Source organism: Floricoccus penangensis (genome assembly GCF_001832885.1).
Taxonomy (GTDB): domain Bacteria; phylum Bacillota; class Bacilli; order Lactobacillales; family Streptococcaceae; genus Floricoccus; species Floricoccus penangensis.
The window spans coordinates 21,778-39,865 of the sequence record NZ_MKIQ01000031.1; the positions used below are offsets into that span (position 1 = coordinate 21,778).

Annotated in this window: 17 protein-coding genes; 3 read left to right on the forward strand and 14 right to left on the reverse strand. The window is 30.5% G+C overall.

Annotation, left to right across the window (positions count from 1 at the left end; all coding sequences use genetic code 11):
• Nucleotides 1-29: 29 nt before the first annotated feature.
• Entirely contained in the window at nucleotides 30-1,784 is a 1,755-nt protein-coding gene (locus BG262_RS09595) for an ABC transporter ATP-binding protein (RefSeq protein WP_070788680.1), read from the reverse strand.
• Nucleotides 1,774-3,492, reverse strand: coding sequence for an ABC transporter ATP-binding protein (locus tag BG262_RS09600; RefSeq protein WP_070788681.1), 1,719 nt, complete (start codon nucleotides 3,490-3,492; stop codon nucleotides 1,774-1,776). Before BG262_RS09600 ends, BG262_RS09595 begins: the two co-directional genes overlap by 11 nt.
• A gap of 145 nt (nucleotides 3,493-3,637) precedes the next feature.
• Here BG262_RS09600 and msrB point away from each other — a divergent pair, with 145 nt between their 5' ends.
• Nucleotides 3,638-4,075, forward strand: a complete 438-nt coding sequence (msrB, locus tag BG262_RS09605) for a peptide-methionine (R)-S-oxide reductase MsrB (protein ID WP_070788682.1) — start codon at nucleotides 3,638-3,640, stop codon at nucleotides 4,073-4,075.
• Between the two features lie 5 nt (nucleotides 4,076-4,080).
• On the forward strand, nucleotides 4,081-4,413 hold the full coding sequence (locus BG262_RS10465; protein WP_083312975.1) for a YrdB family protein: 333 nt from the start codon (nucleotides 4,081-4,083) through the stop codon (nucleotides 4,411-4,413).
• A 153-nt stretch (nucleotides 4,414-4,566) separates the two neighbouring features.
• Here the strand turns inward: BG262_RS10465 and BG262_RS09610 are convergent, their stop codons facing one another.
• From BG262_RS09610 to BG262_RS09640, 7 genes are all read right to left on the reverse strand, one after another.
• Complete coding sequence (locus BG262_RS09610; protein ID WP_070788683.1) at nucleotides 4,567-5,175, reverse strand: CPBP family intramembrane glutamic endopeptidase; 609 nt, start codon at nucleotides 5,173-5,175, stop codon at nucleotides 4,567-4,569.
• Nucleotides 5,176-5,303: 128 nt separating this feature from the next.
• On the reverse strand, nucleotides 5,304-6,215 hold the full coding sequence (locus BG262_RS09615; protein ID WP_070788684.1) for a hypothetical protein: 912 nt from the start codon (nucleotides 6,213-6,215) through the stop codon (nucleotides 5,304-5,306).
• A 78-nt stretch (nucleotides 6,216-6,293) separates the two neighbouring features.
• Complete coding sequence (locus BG262_RS09620; protein ID WP_070788685.1) at nucleotides 6,294-6,926, reverse strand: uracil-DNA glycosylase; 633 nt, start codon at nucleotides 6,924-6,926, stop codon at nucleotides 6,294-6,296.
• Between the two features lie 101 nt (nucleotides 6,927-7,027).
• Entirely contained in the window at nucleotides 7,028-9,187 is a 2,160-nt protein-coding gene (gene ppk1, locus BG262_RS09625; RefSeq protein ID WP_070788686.1) for a polyphosphate kinase 1, read from the reverse strand.
• A complete protein-coding gene (locus BG262_RS09630; RefSeq protein ID WP_070788687.1) occupies nucleotides 9,180-10,550 on the reverse strand; it encodes a DUF2252 domain-containing protein in 1,371 nt (456 codons plus the stop codon). The genes ppk1 and BG262_RS09630 overlap by 8 nt, the downstream gene beginning before the upstream one ends.
• Nucleotides 10,551-10,573: 23 nt before the next feature.
• On the reverse strand, nucleotides 10,574-11,929 hold the full coding sequence (locus tag BG262_RS09635; RefSeq protein ID WP_070788688.1) for a glutamate-cysteine ligase family protein: 1,356 nt from the start codon (nucleotides 11,927-11,929) through the stop codon (nucleotides 10,574-10,576).
• 141 nt (nucleotides 11,930-12,070) lie between these two features.
• A complete protein-coding gene (locus BG262_RS09640) occupies nucleotides 12,071-12,769 on the reverse strand; it encodes a hypothetical protein (protein ID WP_070788689.1) in 699 nt (232 codons plus the stop codon).
• 805 nt (nucleotides 12,770-13,574) lie between these two features.
• On the opposite strand from BG262_RS09640, the gene BG262_RS09645 reads away from it, so the two are divergent.
• Complete coding sequence (locus tag BG262_RS09645) at nucleotides 13,575-14,201, forward strand: S24 family peptidase (RefSeq protein WP_070788690.1); 627 nt, start codon at nucleotides 13,575-13,577, stop codon at nucleotides 14,199-14,201.
• Between the two features lie 154 nt (nucleotides 14,202-14,355).
• On the opposite strand, the gene BG262_RS09650 is transcribed toward BG262_RS09645, so the two are convergent.
• The 5 genes from BG262_RS09650 to BG262_RS09670 all read right to left on the reverse strand — a co-directional run bounded on the left by BG262_RS09650 (nucleotide 14,356) and on the right by BG262_RS09670 (nucleotide 18,010).
• Nucleotides 14,356-15,021, reverse strand: a complete 666-nt coding sequence (locus BG262_RS09650; RefSeq protein WP_070788691.1) for a hypothetical protein — start codon at nucleotides 15,019-15,021, stop codon at nucleotides 14,356-14,358.
• 124 nt (nucleotides 15,022-15,145) lie between these two features.
• Complete coding sequence (locus tag BG262_RS09655; protein ID WP_070788692.1) at nucleotides 15,146-15,634, reverse strand: GNAT family N-acetyltransferase; 489 nt, start codon at nucleotides 15,632-15,634, stop codon at nucleotides 15,146-15,148.
• Between the two features lie 2 nt (nucleotides 15,635-15,636).
• Entirely contained in the window at nucleotides 15,637-16,641 is a 1,005-nt protein-coding gene (locus BG262_RS11010) for a GNAT family N-acetyltransferase (protein ID WP_070788693.1), read from the reverse strand.
• Between the two features lie 165 nt (nucleotides 16,642-16,806).
• The gene (locus BG262_RS09665; RefSeq protein ID WP_070788694.1) at nucleotides 16,807-17,271 is read right to left on the reverse strand and encodes an MFS transporter; all 465 of its coding nucleotides are present in this window, start codon (nucleotides 17,269-17,271) and stop codon (nucleotides 16,807-16,809) included.
• A complete protein-coding gene (locus BG262_RS09670; RefSeq protein ID WP_158006672.1) occupies nucleotides 17,264-18,010 on the reverse strand; it encodes an MFS transporter in 747 nt (248 codons plus the stop codon). The genes BG262_RS09665 and BG262_RS09670 overlap by 8 nt, the downstream gene beginning before the upstream one ends.
• Nucleotides 18,011-18,088 lie beyond the last annotated feature (78 nt).

Here is an 18,088-nt window from a genome sequence, read left to right on the forward strand (position 1 = left end):
AAATCTGTTTTAGATTTCTGGGGTTCTCTTTATGATGCAAACTGTGCTTTATATATATCGTAATAAGCACCTTGTTTTTTCAGTAATTCTTCATGATTTCCAATTTCAACGATTTGTCCTTTGTCCATAACTAAGATTTTATCTGCGTTACGGATTGTTGACAAGCGGTGAGCAATGATGAAACTTGTTTTCCCTTCCATCATTTTTAGGAAAGCATCTTGAATTTTTGATTCTGTCAGACTATCAACTGAACTTGTTGCTTCATCTAATATAAGCATCTTAGGTTTACTCAACATGGTTCTTGCAATAGTTAAAAGTTGGGCTTGACCTTGAGATATTTTCACTCCATGTTCTCCAAGCCTTGTATCAAGTTTCTTAGGTAAACGGTCAACAAACTCGAACATGTAAGATTCTTTCAGAACCTTATAAATTTCCTCGTCAGTTGCATCCGCATTACCATAGGTAAGATTTTCTCTAATAGTCCCATCAAAAAGCCAAGTATCCTGCAATACCATACCAAAGTTTGACCTTAAACTATCACGTGTAACTTGTCTGATATCATGACCATCAACAGATACTTCTCCTGCATCAACATCATAGAAACGCATAAGCAAGTTTACCAGCGTAGATTTACCAGCACCAGTTTTTCCAACAATTGCTATTTTCTCACCAGGCTGTGTCGAAAAATTAAAATCTCTAATCAGTGGTTGACTAGAAACATATGCAAAATCTACATTTTCAAAGGCAACTTTACCAGTTACTTGATTTAGTTGTGGCAAATTATCATCAGGTGTTTCTGGTTTTTGGTCGAGAATTGAAAAGGCTCTGACTATCCCAGCAAGTCCGGTCTGAACTGGTGTGATAATTCCTGAAATCTCAATGAACGGCTTCGTGAATTGTGAAGCATAAATGGTAAAAGAGGAAATCAATCCGACCGTGATATCTGCCTTGGCAACTAAAATTAGATAAGCACCTGTGAAACCAACTGCCACATAAGCTAAGTGGTCAACAAAACGTGACGATGGGTTAGTCAAGGATGAAGAAAATTGAGCTTTTTGTCCTTTATCATAAAGTTGATTATTTAGTTTTTCAAAAATTTCTTGACTATTTTTCTCCTGTTCAAAGGCTACTACTATCTTTTGATTACCAACTCGCTCGCTAATAAATGAAGAAATCTGCCCCACCATCTCTTGTTGTTTAGAGAAGTTTTCTTGTGAAGATTTAGCAACCAACCATGAAACAATAAAAATTATTGGGGTTGAAAGAAGAACGACAGCTGTCAGTATTAAATTAGAACGTAGCATGGTGATTAGAGCGATAATAATTATTGCAAGTCCTGAGAATACTTGATTATAAACTGATGAAACAGCTAGTGAAATATTGTCCATATCATTAGTAAAGCGACTCGTAATATCACCGTGTGGCGTACTATCATAGTAACTAAGTGGTAGGTCATTTAGATGTGAGAATGTATCCTTACGCAAATCACCTACAGAAAGATAGGCAACTCGATTACCTAAAACTTTTATTAGCCACTGTGTGCTAGCAAGTACTACAACCAAAATCAGAAATAGGATGCTTATTTTTGCAAGATTGGAAAAGTTGACCTGACCAACTCCCATCATTTGGTCAATTGCATGCCCTATTTCTTTAGTTATATAAACAGATGAAATCCCTGATACAATTCCAAGAATGATTGCTGAAAAATTTTCCACCTTATATTTAGTCATATATGGGAAGAATCTTTTAAGAGCTGAAGCATTACTGTTTTCTTTATTCTTCATCATCTTCCTCCTCTTGCGATTTTGCAATTTCTTGATATAACTTACAAGTTCTTATTAATTCTTCATGTGTTCCTAATCCTGCCATTCGACCATTATCTAAAACAAGAATTTGGTCTGCATCTTCAATTGATTTTAACCTTTGAGAAATAATAATTAAAGTACTATCAATTCCCTTAAGTGCTGTTCTCAACTGTAAATCCGTTTGGTAGTCAAGAGCCGAAAGAGAGTCATCAAGAATTAAAATGTTAGATTTGGCAATCACCGCACGCGCAATAGCAAGCCTTTGTTTTTGACCTCCAGAGAAGTTTTTACCACCTTCAAAAATTTCAGTATCAAGCTTATTTGGCAATGCTTCAACAAAATCTAAGGCTTGCGCAATTTCAAGGGCTTCAATACATTCTTGGTCACTAGCATCAGCCTTACCCCACTGAAGATTTTCTCTTACAGTTCCAGAAAATAGAACTGCTTTTTGTGGTGCGATTGACGTTTCCTTACGTAAATCATGGAGTTTCCAATCACGAACATCTAAGCCATTAACCTTAACTGAACCATCCGACACATCATAAAAACGTGAAATTAATTGAGTAAGTGTCGTTTTTCCACTTGCAGTTGGGCCAATAATACCCAAAGTTTGACCAGCAGGAAGTTTAATACTTATATCCTCTAAAGCAAGTCCGTAGTCATCAGAGAATCTAAAGTTAACATGATCAAATTCAATATCTCCTTCTCCACTTGCATCCTTAGCATTGCTTGCTTCCTTAACCGAAATATCAGTTGCCAGCACTTCTTCAATACGATTATTTGATGCGTATGCCCTCGTAAAAATTACTACAAGTTCTGAAACAACTATGAGAGCTAGTAGCATCTGATTCATATAATTAACCAAAGCCAATACTTGTCCCTGTTGTAAGTGTCCAATATTTACCTTATAACCACCAATATAAAATACTGCCACTACTCCAATATTCATAATTAAGGTTGTTGCTGGGCTCAAAAGAGCAGAAATATTAGTAACACGTAAATACTCCTTTGATAAATCATCAGTTGCCTCATTAAAATTTTTCTTTTCAGTATCTCTTCTAGCAAAAGCTCTAATTACCCGAACTCCAGATAGATTTTGATTAACTAACTCATTTAATCTATCAAGCTTTGCTTGTACTTTGGCATACAGTGGAATTGATTTTTTAATAATGAAATATAAAAGAACACAGAAAATTGGAAGAAGGGCTAAAAAGATTAGTCCTATCTGGAAGTCAATGTAAAAAGCCATGACGACTGAGCCAACTGATAAAAACGGAGCTCTTATAACAAGACGAATAAACATTGCCATCGCTAATTGCAGTTGATTAATATCATTAGTCATCCTTGTAATCAAGGTATCTGTTCCAAATTCATTAATCTCTTTATAGGACAATTTATTTATCTTTTTCATCAGTTCATTCCTGATTTCTGTCCCAAATCCCTGTGAAGCAATTGAAGCATAGTATTGACAAACAATTGCTGCCACAAGCCCTGCAATAGATAAAATTATCATCCAAAAGGTCATTTGAAGAACCTTTGACCAATCATTTTTTAAAATACCTTCATCAACCATGACTGCCATTAATAGTGGTAAGAAAAGTTCGAATATAGCTTCCAGAAACTTGAAAAAAGGTCCTAGTATTATTTGTTTTTTGTATTTTTTTGCATATCTAATTAGTGAAAACATACATACTTCCTAACTATTGGCACGTGCCAAGACTGTTATTTATATTATAGCATTTTCAAAAAAAGTTTTAAGATGGTTACAATACTAAATAATGGTATTTTTAAACTAATTTGCTATCATAAGATTAATAACAGGAGGTAACGCAATGCAAAATAACAAAGAAGAATTAATCAAACATTTAAGTCCTACAGAATATGCTGTTACTCAAGAAAATGCAACTGAAGCTCCTTTTACTGGTAAATATGATGATTTCTACGAAGAAGGATTGTATGTTGATGTTGTTTCTGGAGAACCACTTTTCACTTCAATGGACAAATTTAATGCTGGATGTGGATGGCCTGCCTTTTCAAAACCAGTAGATAGAAAAGATATTAAGGAAAAACGTGACCAAAGTCATGGAATGGAAAGAATTGAAGTAAGGTCAAAAGAAGCTGATTCTCACTTGGGACATGTATTCAACGATGGACCAAAAGAACTTGGTGGTTTAAGATATTGTATAAATTCAGCTGCACTAAATTTTATCCCAGTAGAAGACCTTGAAAGCCAAGGTTATGGTCAATACTTACCGCTTTTTAATAAGTAAAATGTATGAAATTATTAAATGATGAACTAGCATTTTTATTAGAACTAGATTCTATAATAATTTTATCTTACTGGTGTTTTAACTTGTCTTCAAGTAAATTAATATCAGTAGCTTTAGCAATTGTTATTCCATTGATGTTTATTGTTGTCTGGTGGATTTATTTAGCGCCGAAGTTATCATATCGTCTTGAAGGCATATCATTGATAATTCTCAAGCTGCTCTTATTTTCAATAGTGTCTTATGCACTCATCTCAATAAATAAAACAAGTTGGGCAATTGTCTTTATGATTTTAGTAGTAATTAACTTGGTATTAAGCTATATTTGGAAAACTCTTTGATATATTATAATACTTTAAAAAAAGACCGAATTGGTCTTTTTTCTTAAAATTATTTACTCTTGTAAAAATCATACAAAAACATCAATGCTAATAATATAAATATAATAATCAAGACAAAATTTCTATCTAAAAAGAAATTTATTATAGCAGCAATTAGAAAAATGAAATTAGATTAAGTATCATATGAATCAATATTGGAAAGATAATTTTTCTCGTCTTAATATAAGTTGATCCCAATATGAAACCTACTAATAAAACATTTGTGAAGGAAATTATATTGTATCTTAAATGTAGAATTGCAAAAATTAAACTTGAGGTAAGTAAAATAAAAAACATAGAAGTATATTGACTTTTTCTTTTTAAGAAAAAAGCAAAGAATATACCTCTACAAATTAGCTCCTCAACGACTGGTGCCACAAAAACTGTTATTGCAATCCCTACAAATGTAATCTGGCTTTTGGAATTTGTAGGATCAAACAAGCTACCAAAATGTTGAATCAAAAGAGCGGATATCAAAAACAATATAAACCATTTGATATTATATTTAGTAACCTTCTCTTCCTCAAAATGATAAGGATTATTTTTTCTTAAAAAATATTTGTATATGTAATAGATAACCAAGCAAAATAGAATACATGCAGCAACTATTAAAATATATGTTAATTTACTTTCAGTACTTATATCCTTAATAATAAATTCAAAATAAGAATATAAAGTAATTAATGCAATGTAAATAAATGAATTTCCTATAATTTTTTTCATAATACTTGCTCCTAGATGATTTTATATATGCTCACTAATAGATAATAGAATTTTTTATTGTAAACATTAAGTAGTATATAAAATCAATTTCACAATAAAAATGAATAGCACGATTAATCGTGCTACTTTTATTTTAGACTTTCTTTTACAGAATTAGTCATTTCTTTTAAACCATCCCTGTAATCTTTAAGGAATTTAACTAAATCATTTTTACCAACTAGTTTTTTATTTCCCATACTTGCATATTCTTTCTTTTGTTCCTCATAAGCCGTTTCGTATTGTTTTTTCATATCCTCCATAGAATCTGGACTATAAAGTGCGGTATCTTTAATCGCTTCTTCATAATTAGCTAAATAATCTTGTATTATAGCATAATACATAGCTAGGTAATCATTATAAGTCCTAATAGATTCAATAGTCTTGTTGGATACATCTGTTGGACTAAATACGGGAGCAGTTACAGCAGGAGTATCAACTTTAGATTCTTTTGGTTTCTCATCTTCTTTTTTAGTAGGAGTATCAACTTTAGATTCTTTTGGTTTCTCATCTTCTTTTTTAGCAGAAGATTGTTCTGTCTTTTCTACATCACTACTTCCACCGACTCTTTTAACTTTTAGCCTGACCTCTCCTAAAGAATTAGTTCCATAATTTTTGTCACAAGTAAATTCTGTACCTGCTTTTGGATCCTGACTTTCAATCACATAGTCTTTAGCATTATCCTTTGTTACAGCACTACCATCCTCGGTAACAATCATAAAAAACACTTGTGTCACCTGTGTGGTGATTTCTGAGTCAGAATTTTTATAGTAATTAAAAGCTTTTCCCGAGTTTTCAATATTGATTCCTGAATTTAGCAGATTTAGATTTGTATAATCCTTTAATTTATAGTGACCTTCTTTTTTAGAATCAGAGTCTTTGTTTGATTCTGTACTAACTTTGCCTTCTGAGTTTGACTTGGTACTTACATTTTTTGTACCACACCCTTGTAATAAAAGTATAGCTGTTAAACCTATAGCAAGAGAGACAATTTTCCTTTTCATTATGTTAATACTCCTTATGAATTTTATATAATATATTATAACACGTAAAAACATTATATTATATACAACATAAAGAAATTACAAATTATTCTTCAACTTTTGCCAGTCGTCTTCAATTTCTTTTTTTAGCTTTCCATTATAGAGTATAGCTGCCGGGTGATAGAGTGGGAAAATCTTATATGTTTCCTGTGAGAGTTGATAACCATTCGCCTCATCATTTAAAACTTGTATTTTTGAATCAAATATTTTTCCATGCCAGTCCGATATTTTATACTGATTTCCCAAAAGTCTTTGCAAGGCAGAATTACCCATAGGCGCTAGAATTTTTGGATTAATAGATTCAATCTCAAAATCAATCAAAGGTGCATGGATTAATATTTCCTTTTTTGTCGGAGTTCGATTTGGATGAGAAAAAGCAAATTCACCAGTTTTCTTATTTAACTTTTTTCTAGTGTGAAAGGGTCTAGAACGTACTACACTAGTAATATAGATATCATCACGCTTCAAATTTATGGATTCAAGCCATTCATCTAACCACTTTCCAGCCTGTCCGCTAAATGGAATATGGGTTTCGATTTCTGTTCGTCCTGGTGCTTCTCCAACAAACATGACTTTAGGCTCAATGCTTCCTTGTCCCGATAGGAATCCTTCTAGAGGCATGTCCTTTGTATCCGCTAAAATTTGTTTAACTAATTTTTCAGGATAATCCATTTTAACTTCTCCTAATAATATTATTTGTTCTTATTATAACACTTGAATACTATGTATATTTTCAAAAAAAACGAGGTCAAATTGACCTCGTATAATTTTACTTATAGATGTAACATTTGTAGTAATCGTATACCCAAAATGCTGAGACTTTTTTTCTTTTTCGGTTTAAAATATCTTTCATCATCTTTTTGTTTATTCGATTCTATAGATTTAATAAATTCTTCTTGAGCAGAAGCATGTTCAGCATTAGTTATAGAAGTAACATTATATGCTTTCTTGTATTTACCTGCTTTATCAAGAAAATATGAATTTTTTTGATCATCAGACAATATTTTAATAATATTGGATAATTTTTCTTTAAGCTTTTCATCTTTAATTGGAGTAGCAATATCAATCCTATCAATCAAATTATTAGCAGTTAAGTCTGCAGTTGATATCCAGAAATCTGAGTGCTCTAAATCATCTTCATTATCCGATAGAAAGCCATAAATACCACTATTCTCAAGAAATCGTCCAATAATACTTGAAATAACAATATTTTCTTTTTTACCACACATACCTAGTTTCATACAACATTCACCGCGAATAATCATACGTATTGGTAAGCCAGTTCTACCTGCACTATATAATGAGTCAATTATGCTTTGATCAGTCAGAGCATTTATTTTTAAGAAAATCATTCCCTTTCCTGTTTTAAGGTAATGCATCTTCATTTCATTAATTTTGTCCAATAACATATTTTTCAAAGTATCTGGTGAAGTTGAAATCAATTCAAAGTTTGGTACATTCAATCCATCCACAATATAATTGAAGAAGTTTTCAACATCAGTAACATAAGATTCATCAGAAGTTAAAATTGACAAATCAGATGCTACTTCTGATGAGCTATCACAATAACTTCCAGTGCCAATATGAACATAGGTTCTTAAGCCATCATAGGATTCTTTTTCGATTAGCAATAATTCACTGTGAGTTTTAAGGCAATCCTTATTACAATAGACTGTGCATCCAGATTCACTTAATTGTTTTATTAAATCAATATTATCATCACCATCAGAATCGTGATCAAATTCTACTACCACTGTAACTTTGATTCCTTTTTTAGCTGCAGCCATTAGTTTTTTTACAACTTTTGAGTTTGTAGGAACATCAAATAGAATTTGTTTAATTTCAACCGTCCCTGGCTCTTCAGTTGCTTGATTTAACATCTTAATTATATACTCAAAAGATTCATAAGGGTGTTGTAATAAGATTGTTTCGAAGTCAATATCTCTGAATATATCTTGGTTCTCATTTGGAATATTAGGTTCAAATGATTGATATGCTAATTCTGGAAAAATTTTTGAATACTTATCAATTATCTTAAACAGAAATGTTAAGTCAAGAGGACCATTTATAAGATAACTTGATTGTAAATTGATATCCAACATATCAAGTAATATCTCAATATCTGTAGAATGATAATTTATATCATCACCTGCAAATTCAAGCCTAACGGGTTTAGAATCTGAACCCTCCTTATCCATATTTAACTTTATTCTATTTAAAAGAGCAATACCAATATCATTGTCAATTTCTGTTCCTTTAGTATTTGTTGTACGGAAAACAAATTTTACAATAATTTTATTATTAGGAAGTATTTTAGAGAGATTATTTAAAATTAAATCTTCTAATAGAATGAAATTATTATCGGAAATCGGAATTAATCGATCAACTTTTGAAGAAATCGGAATTATTGTTGTAATTTCCTTATCTTCATTAAATGATCGTACATAAATATTCAAATCACCATCAACATATTTAGGTTTTGTATGATAATGACTAAACTGAGTACAAGTAAGGCAAGGAAAAATATTTTCATTGAAATAATTATCAGCCTTTCCCTTTAAATCAGTTGGTAAGTCAGCAATTTTTTTAATTGAAAAAATTTCATTGTCATCCAGAATATCAATTAATTGTTGGTAATTAATATACTGAATATCAATATTTTTTCTATTTCTCTCACATACACTATCTAAAATATCTTTTTGGAAAAAACCGGTCTTATTATCTCGTGCCTGAGGTACTAAATTTATTATCTCCTGAATCCCAGGAATTCTTACACTATAATACTCATCAAGATTTTTTGATGCAATTGCAAGAAACTTCAATCTTTCTAGCAAGGGTATTGTTGCATCGTATGACTGGCTGATTACTCTTTTATTAAAGAGTAACCAGCTCATGTCCCGATTGTAGTATTTTGAAAATGAAGACCTATCCATTTTTCTTCAACCTTTTCAAGAAGTCTTTATAGTCAGCCTCAACTTGTTTTTTGTATTTTTTAGAATACTTAACAAATTTTTTCTCCATCCAATCATGACTCTCTAAATACCCTATTATCATTGGAAATTTTGGAGACTGAGAATGTGCATGTGCAAGTATAATTATACAAACATCTACATATTCTTTAAACGAATCCCAATCTAGTTTTGTAAGATCAATTGAACCTTTCATGTCCTTAAATTGTCTTACATAGAAACTCTTACCAGCAATATTGAACTTACCTAAGAACGGATCTGATGCAGATTGTAAAATATATTGACTATTTACAATGTTTGTACCGGCATCTTTGCTGTCAGAATATACTGTCTTACCATCAGTAATTGGTAAGGCCTGCTTAACTTGTAGAATAAAGTATGTTCCATCATAGTTTTGTAAAAGCATTAGGTAACATAATGTACCAACACTTCCAACTCCGACACTATGACGAACAATATCAACTACCTTACATTGTTGAAGGAATAATTCAATATTACTTTCACTCTGTTTACAGTAATCTTTATATCCCTTCATGATGTTTGAATAATCAGTTTTAGATATAGCTTTTGTAACTGGAGGATTTCTTACGAATTTACGTTTACCATCTTTTCCAATTTTAGTATGCTTTTTAACTGTATATTCAGAGTTTTTAGTCAATGCAGTTTTAACTGTCTTCTTAAGTAATTTTTTTGTGTGTTTATTTTTAATATTTCCAAATGTATTTACAATATTATCAACTGTATTAGAAAGTAATAATCTGTCAGTTGCAGGTAATGCAGCTAGGTTTTGCAACGCTTTTTTATATGATTTAACAGCATCTTGTAGACATTTTTTTGTATGATCCTTAGGTAGATGCTGTTGTTCAGCTACAAGAAGTGCACTAACTAAGAAACGTTTTAAGTCATATTCCCACATATTTACACGTGATTCATCAAAATCGTTTACATCAAATAATAATTGTCGATCTTTTGATGCATAGAAACCAAAGTTTGCTAAGTGAGCATCCCCACATATAATTGCTTCAATTGTAGATTGATATCCATTCTTCAAGTCATAATCCATAACATCTGCAGTTCCACGGAAGAAGGCAAATGTATCTTTAGACATACGCTTGTATTTAACTGGTAGTAACTCTTTTACAAGCATCTTTTCTCGTACTTTTAAGATGTCAAATACATTTCTTTTCTGTACTTTGTAATCACCTACATCCTTCTTTTTTGTCTTCTTCCCTATCTGTTTACCACCTTTGATTAAATCACTGTGGCTTTCATAATTATTTATTGACTCAAAGTTATACGGATCAAATTTTTTGTTATTTTTTTTCATTTTAATTACCCCCAATTAATTAATTATAAAAATGCAAATTCGTCAGCAATTTCTGTCAGAGTATAACCCCTTTTAAAAAGTTTTACACCATATTCTGCTGGATTTGTTGAAGTGTCAATTCTTCTATATAAAGACTCTAGATATTGTTCTTCTGCGAGTCCTCTAGATTTCAAACCTTCCTGTGCTAAATCAAGTATCATTTTAGAAAAAGCACGTATCTCATTTTTTTCAATCCAAGATAAGTCTAATCTAGAAAACTTTCTTCTTAAAGTAACTATATCTTCACCATAAATTTTGAAGAAAAAATTGTCTTCCAATAAATCTTTAACAGCTTGTAAATTTTCAAATATTCCTAAATGAAAGGCTGTAGGTGCAAATGTATCGGAAATAGGCTGAGTACATACACTTCTAAATTCAACGGTCCCTCTTTTTGTCAAACTTTCGTACTGAAATGTCCTATGTCTCAATATATCTCTATAATCAGGATTTACAATAATTTTATTTCCATCACAATCATAGGCATATACCTCATTTCGTCCAAAATAATCCTCTACAGTTAACGGTTCAATATAATAAATCTTCCCATTTCGTTCAATATTAAAAATCGCCGTATGCATAAAATTATCGATTACATCTTCAATGCATGAAAAATCTTTTTTAAAAAGTCCAACTTGATCTTTAACAAGCTTATGAGTTGAATTTTCCCAAAGAAAATCACGAGCTATACCAGTATTCATATCTTTCTTCCAAAAATATGAATTGGCAAATAACCAAGCTTTTACAACTTCAATTTTATTAAAGACATTCAATACATCAACTAAATTATCTTTGCCTACATCAATCTGAACTTGGTTGCTCTGAACAAATGTAGTCCATCTTTCGTATGGATGCATATGCGGATGGTTTTTGGCCATCTCAATATATTTTTCTAAAACTTTATAATATGGGTCACTAACACATTTCGAGTTGTTAGTATTCCACCATGGATTAATTCCTAGACCCGTTAACATATGATGGAAATCTTTCAAATACGATTGGATTATTTCAAAATATTCTTGAAATCGTTCGTTAACTTCATTAATATTTTTAGCCTTGTCAAAAGCAAATTCAATAATTGTATATCCAACTTCAAATAGTATACGATCATCATATCTATCGGCTATAATTTGAATAGGATTACCTTGCTCATCAACTTTTTCAACAGAGAAATTTTTCTCTGATACAAGCATATCCATTAAAGACAGTACTGTTTCAATATCAATTGCTCCTCCAATCATATTTACAATTGGAAATTCAAGCTCAACACCTACAAATACTTCGGGTTTTTCCTTTAAATTTTTAAAATATCTTTCCTCTATACATTTTCTTGCTTTATTCATTTACTTTCCCCCTTGTATTTGAATTCATAAGAAAATTATTAGTTTTAAAATAATTTATCATTTTTTTCAAAAAGGCATTTAATGATAATTCAATAAATGCCTCTATTTCTGATAATTTTTATTCACAAAATTATACTTATATTAGTTGCTAGTTTCTTTGGTAGTATCTGCAGTATCTTTAGTAGTATTTAGATCAGCTTTGTATTCGTGATCAACATCTTCTTTGTCGTCACCAACTGTCTTACCTTTGAAATCAACATTTATTTCTTTAATTTTTGAAAGATCATCCGAGTCAGATTTATTAAACTTAAATTGAATATATCCCTCTTTTTTTCCTTTTGAGAAAGCACTCGATAATGTATTTCTAAAAGATTCTGCCTTAACTTGAGTACCATCTTCTAATATAACTACTGCACTTTCAGGATGAAGTTTCACTTCACTATCTCCATCATTTTTTAATTCGTAGTGCAGTGATAAAGCTCCAGTATATGTAGTTTCATCATCATTTTCTTGGTATTTTTCAGTATCTACAACTTTTGCTTTATCAATTGAAAATTCTACATTCTTCCATGAATTATCAGTATAGTTCGTGTCAAATGTAAATGTATCTTTGATTTTTGGATTTTTTCCATCTGTTGCTACTTCTTTAAAATCGCCCACGGTTGAAAAGTCAGATTCGACACCTGCCGCTTCATTTCCTGAACTGTCCGATGTTGTAACAACTGTATCGCTCTCCTGAACTAACTGTCCAGTTGTAGTTTCTTTTTTTGAGCATCCAGCTAAGCCAAAAGCTAAAACTGTTACTGCAAAAGTCAAAGTTAAAATCTTTGTATTCTTCATTTTTTTTATTTCCCCCTTCATAAGCACAGGTTAGCAAATAACAAAAAAAAATGCAAAAATAAACTCAGAGAATCTCAAAGAGCTAATTTTTGCAGTAATATTTTGACGATAGTAGATATTGATGATAAAATAAATTTGTGATATTCAAAAACCACACTAAAAGGAGGTGATTTATGAACTGAAATTAAAATCACTACTACTACCTATTTTAATTTTTATTGTCATGAAGTATCCATTTATATTAAACATAAACAAACTTAAAGTAAACATAAACAAATATTTCAATTATAATTATATCGCTTTTGGGGGAAAGAAATATATATATAATCAGAATAAAACAAGGAAAATAATAACTACTCATTTCCAAGTATTATTTAGAATCAAATATTTTTCATATCATGTTATTTTGGGAGAAATAAATATGAAGCATGTTTGATCTTAATAAATTGGTATAACTACTTATTAATCCTACTCAAAATTTATCACTCACACTTAACAAAAATGTATATCATGAACAATTAATATTAAAATTGGAAATAAGTAATTTACAAATTAGATTGTCGGTTTTTAATAAAAACCATTACACAAAGAACTACTATCATTCATTGACTCTAATTTCTTGTAGGGAGAAATTAGGGTCTTTTTGTTGCAATCGACATCTGTATCCATAAACATTATATTACGGTTTTACCGTATTGTCAACTTAGGTGAATAATTTTTGGTGTCTTTGACTTTTTTTTTTCATAATTTTAAGTAATACTTGTATGAACAAGAAGTATATATTCGCCAGAGAAGGAAATTAAAAATGTCTAATGTTAAAAATAAACAAATATTATCAAGAAACTTAAAGAGATATCTTAAAAAAAATAAATTAAATGTCAAACAATTTTCATCGCATATAAATGTTAAATATACGACTGTAGTTGATTGGGTGAACGGTAAAACCTATCCTCGGATGGATAAAATAGATCTGATGGCTGATTTTTTCAATATTCAAAAGTGTAAGCTTATTGAATCACAATTTTCTCTCTATCAAAATAACTATGATACTAATGATAAATTTGATCAAGATATATATATATGTGGATATATCATTTCATCAACTGCTCAAGTATTCCGCAATGTATTCAAAGAAGTCTTCTATGCTGATTTAGAACATTGCAATATGTTAGAAAAATCAGTTGTCCAAGTAATAGGAAATTCTATGTTACCTTATATTAAGCATGGTGATTTACTTTATTTGGACAAAACAAGTAGCATTCATGAAAACGATATTATTCTTTTTTCTATAGAAAATAAGGAATACATATATATAGTTAATGATGATGCCACAATGAACAAAGCTTTAGGAATGGAATATGTTTTTGGGATGAATTTTCAAAATCAAAGCTCTGTGAAATTTATTGGAAAAATTTCAAAGTATGAAATTTAATAACCCAGTATTTAATTTTATAATCTAATTATAAACGATATATTTTCAATAAAAGTGTTATTGCAATTATTCACAAAAATATTATTAAATATAAAAAGGCTTGGTCCCAATTAACCCAGTCCTTCTTATTATTTTATTTTGTTAATTTGATAAACTATTTTTTAGGATCTAAAACTGCATTGAATTCATGTTCTTCTTTCTCGTTATCGTTACCTTCCGCAGTAGCTTTAAACGAAATATTTATTGATTTAATTTTTGCTAGGTCATAAGAGTCAGATTTCTCAAATTTAAAATGAATATATCCTTCTTTATCACCTTTTGAGAAAGCACTTGATAGTGTATTTCTAAATGATGTAGCTTTTATTTCAGTACCGTCTTCAAGAATAATTGTTGCATCTTCTGGATGAAGTTTAACTTTTTTATCTCCATCATTTGTAAATGAATAATGAAGAGCTAATGCACCAGAGTATTCAACCTCATCATCACCTTCTTTGAATTTTTCAGTATCTACAACTTTTGCTCCATCGATACTAAGCACAACATCTTTCCATGATGCATCCTTGTAATCTAAAGCAAATTCATAAGTATCTTTTACTTTAGGATTCTTACTATCAGTTGCTACTTCTTCAAAATCACCAATCTTAGAAAAATCTGATTCAACACCTGCTGCTACATTCCCTGAACTATCTGAAGTTGCTACCACAGTATCGCTTTCTTTTACTAAATCACCACTAGTTTTCTCCTTTTGAGAGCAACCTGCAAGACCAAATGCAAGAAATGTTGCTGCAAGAGTCATTGTTAAAATTTTTGTTTTTTTCATTTTAAAATCTCCCTTCTTAAGGAAAGGATAACAAATAAATAAAATTTATGCAAAAATAAACTTATATTAAAATGTTATTTTTATTAACTAAATAATAATTGTAGAAATGAATTAAATAAAATTTTTATATCTCTAGTTTCATCACATATTCTTCTACTTTTTCATCAGATCTTGTAAAAAACTTACTATTGATAATTTTGAAATTATTTTTTTGATAAAAAGAAACTGTTGGATTTTCAGCTAACACTTCAAGATAAACTTGTTGATATTTTTTACTTTTAGCATAATTTAGCACTTGATCAAGTAGAATTTGTCCAATACCATTTTTATGGTATTTTTCAAGAAGATAGAGTGTTGCTAAATAACTTTTTCCATCACGTATTTCAATTGAAGAAAAACCAATAATATTATCATCCTCATCTACCGCTAAAAATATTGGTATCTCTGAGTATTTAAGATTATTAGTCCACATTTCCTTTCTGTCTTCATACTTAAGATTATTAAGGTATTCTTGATTTACAATCCCTATGTATGCTTCTCTCCAAGCGTCAACATGAACTTTTGAAATTGCATCCTCATCACCAATACAAGCTAATCTATAATCAATCTTCATATTTACTCCCACTCATAAATCATTATAAATTCGTCTTCCTCATCACGCTCGTATGTATTTACGAACCCAAGTGACTCATAGAGACCGATAGCTAGAATATTTTCTTCTTCCACCGTCAAGCACATCTTGTTTGTCAAATTTACAGATAAAACTTTGATATAAGTGATTAGTTCCTGAAGTACTCTTTTACCGTACCCCTTACCTTGAAAATTACTATCTATGAAAAAATGCCATATAGTATACATCATCCGCTCTGCAATATAAGAAATAGAAGCGTATCCAATCAATTCTTTTCCTACATAAATACCATACGCACGCGCCTCTTCTCTATTAGCATATACGTATGCTAGGCTCCTTGGAACATCAGCCACAAAATTTTTCTGCTCTTCTTTAACAGTAAGCTCTAAAATATCATCAATATTGGAGTTATCAACTTCAACAAGCTCAATATCCTTTGAACTATTTAGATAGCCCCATTCACTCCTCAAAATTCCAAATTTAATCGAGTCATAATATTTATTTTGGTAAAATCTAACTTTACGAATCTTGGCTTCTTGTGTCATAGATAATTTTTGCCCCAATCTAATCATACCTTTATTACCTGACCAAGTAGTAAATCCAAGTCTTTCAAGTTCGGGATAGAGGTCAAAAAGATATTCTATCCACAGTGTCAGTGAAGCTCTTCCTATTCCTTTACTCCAATCATCTTGATTATAAATTACAAGACCGAATTCCAACCACTTTCTTAAATTCCCGTCCTCCCAGTATGCTGAAACAGTACCTACTAATTTTTCATCACAATAAATCAAGCCGAAATTATCATCATTAATTCTTTTTCTAGAACCATGCTCAAACTCGTCCCAATTTGAAATTGGGTCATTAAAATAAGGTCCGTTCCACTTCATCCATTCTAAATCAGCTTTTGAACCAAAAGAAATATCATATAGTTCTTTTACTTGTCCTCCAGTTAACCCTTTAATCTCTATTTTCCCATCCTTTAAATACAAATTCTGCCTCTTTCATTTTCAATATATAAGTATATGTCAAGTAATCATTGAGCTAATCATCAAACTTTTCATTTTTATTTCCCTTTTTCACCGTAAATCTTTCTTAATTTACTCAAGTATAAAGCATTAATATTTTATTTACAATAAAAAATAGAGTTGATTATATCAAACTCTGAATTTATTTTTATTTATTATATAACCATACAGTATTATCATAGTTGTAAGAGTAACTACTAAATAAAGTACTAGATTATAGTTATTGAAAATTTTCAATGATAGATTGCAGGCTAGTACTCCTAACATACCACTCACTTGATGCAATAGCATGTTAATTGATAATATTTTTCCGACTCCTGAAATGCTTTCTCCCGTAATTATCGCTGCTGCTTGGGATAGAATACCTGAATAAGTAATTCCAAAAATAAAAATAAACAATGAAAATTTTATTAATGGAGTTATTGGAGTAAGCATTAATATAAATGCAATCGTTCTTAATATGAGTAATATTAAAAGTAAATTTTTTCGGTCTTTAAAAAGTTTATCTGATAATATTCCTATACTTATCCCACCGATTATTACAAATAATCCGAAGGTAGACATTAGTCTTGAAATAATATCTTTATTAAGCAACTCGCTTCTTCATTAAGAGAACTAAATTAGTATCCATGATTCCCATGGACAGACCACATATACTTGACGCAAGTATTGAAAATTTTATTTTTGAAGAAGAAAAAATATTCTTAAATACTAAAATCCATGAATCAGACTTTACTATTTTTCTTGGATCAACTTGCTTGTCTGTTTTGCCCAGCAAGAAGATATTTATGGGAGCAATAATAATGAATGATAAGAGAATAGTTTGGTATCCAAGTTTCCATGAGTTTGTGCTTGCTAGGCTAGTCCATAAGGGAGAGAATAAGGCAAGTCCAAAAGCATTACAATTTGCAAGCATTGAAAGTGCAAATCCTTTTTGTTTAGGATATTTTTTTGAAATATAATACTGTGTAACTACTCCCCAAGAAACACCATAACCAAAGCCACCAAGGAGGCCAAAAGATATATTAAATAAGTGATAATTTTTCGCCAGAAAAGATAGGGCTAACGAGAGGATAATTACAAGATTTCCAAACTGGAGTGTTTTTTTGACTCCAACTTTATCAAGAAGCCAGCCAGCAAATAAGCTTGCTATACCAGATGTCAACATGAGCATCCCGGATGAGAGGGCAATATTTGTGCTTGATGTGTGGAAGTAATCTGCAATAGGACCTAAGAAGAATTGAAAGGAATTTCTTAAAGAATTAATTACAATCCCATAAAGGCAGGTGACTATCAGACAAATAAAAAATCTAAAATCTTTAATTACTTTCAATGTTAACCCCCATATTATCTAGTTATAATAATTATTTTACTCTTGTTTTAGAAGATTATTCATATAGTTTTTTTATGA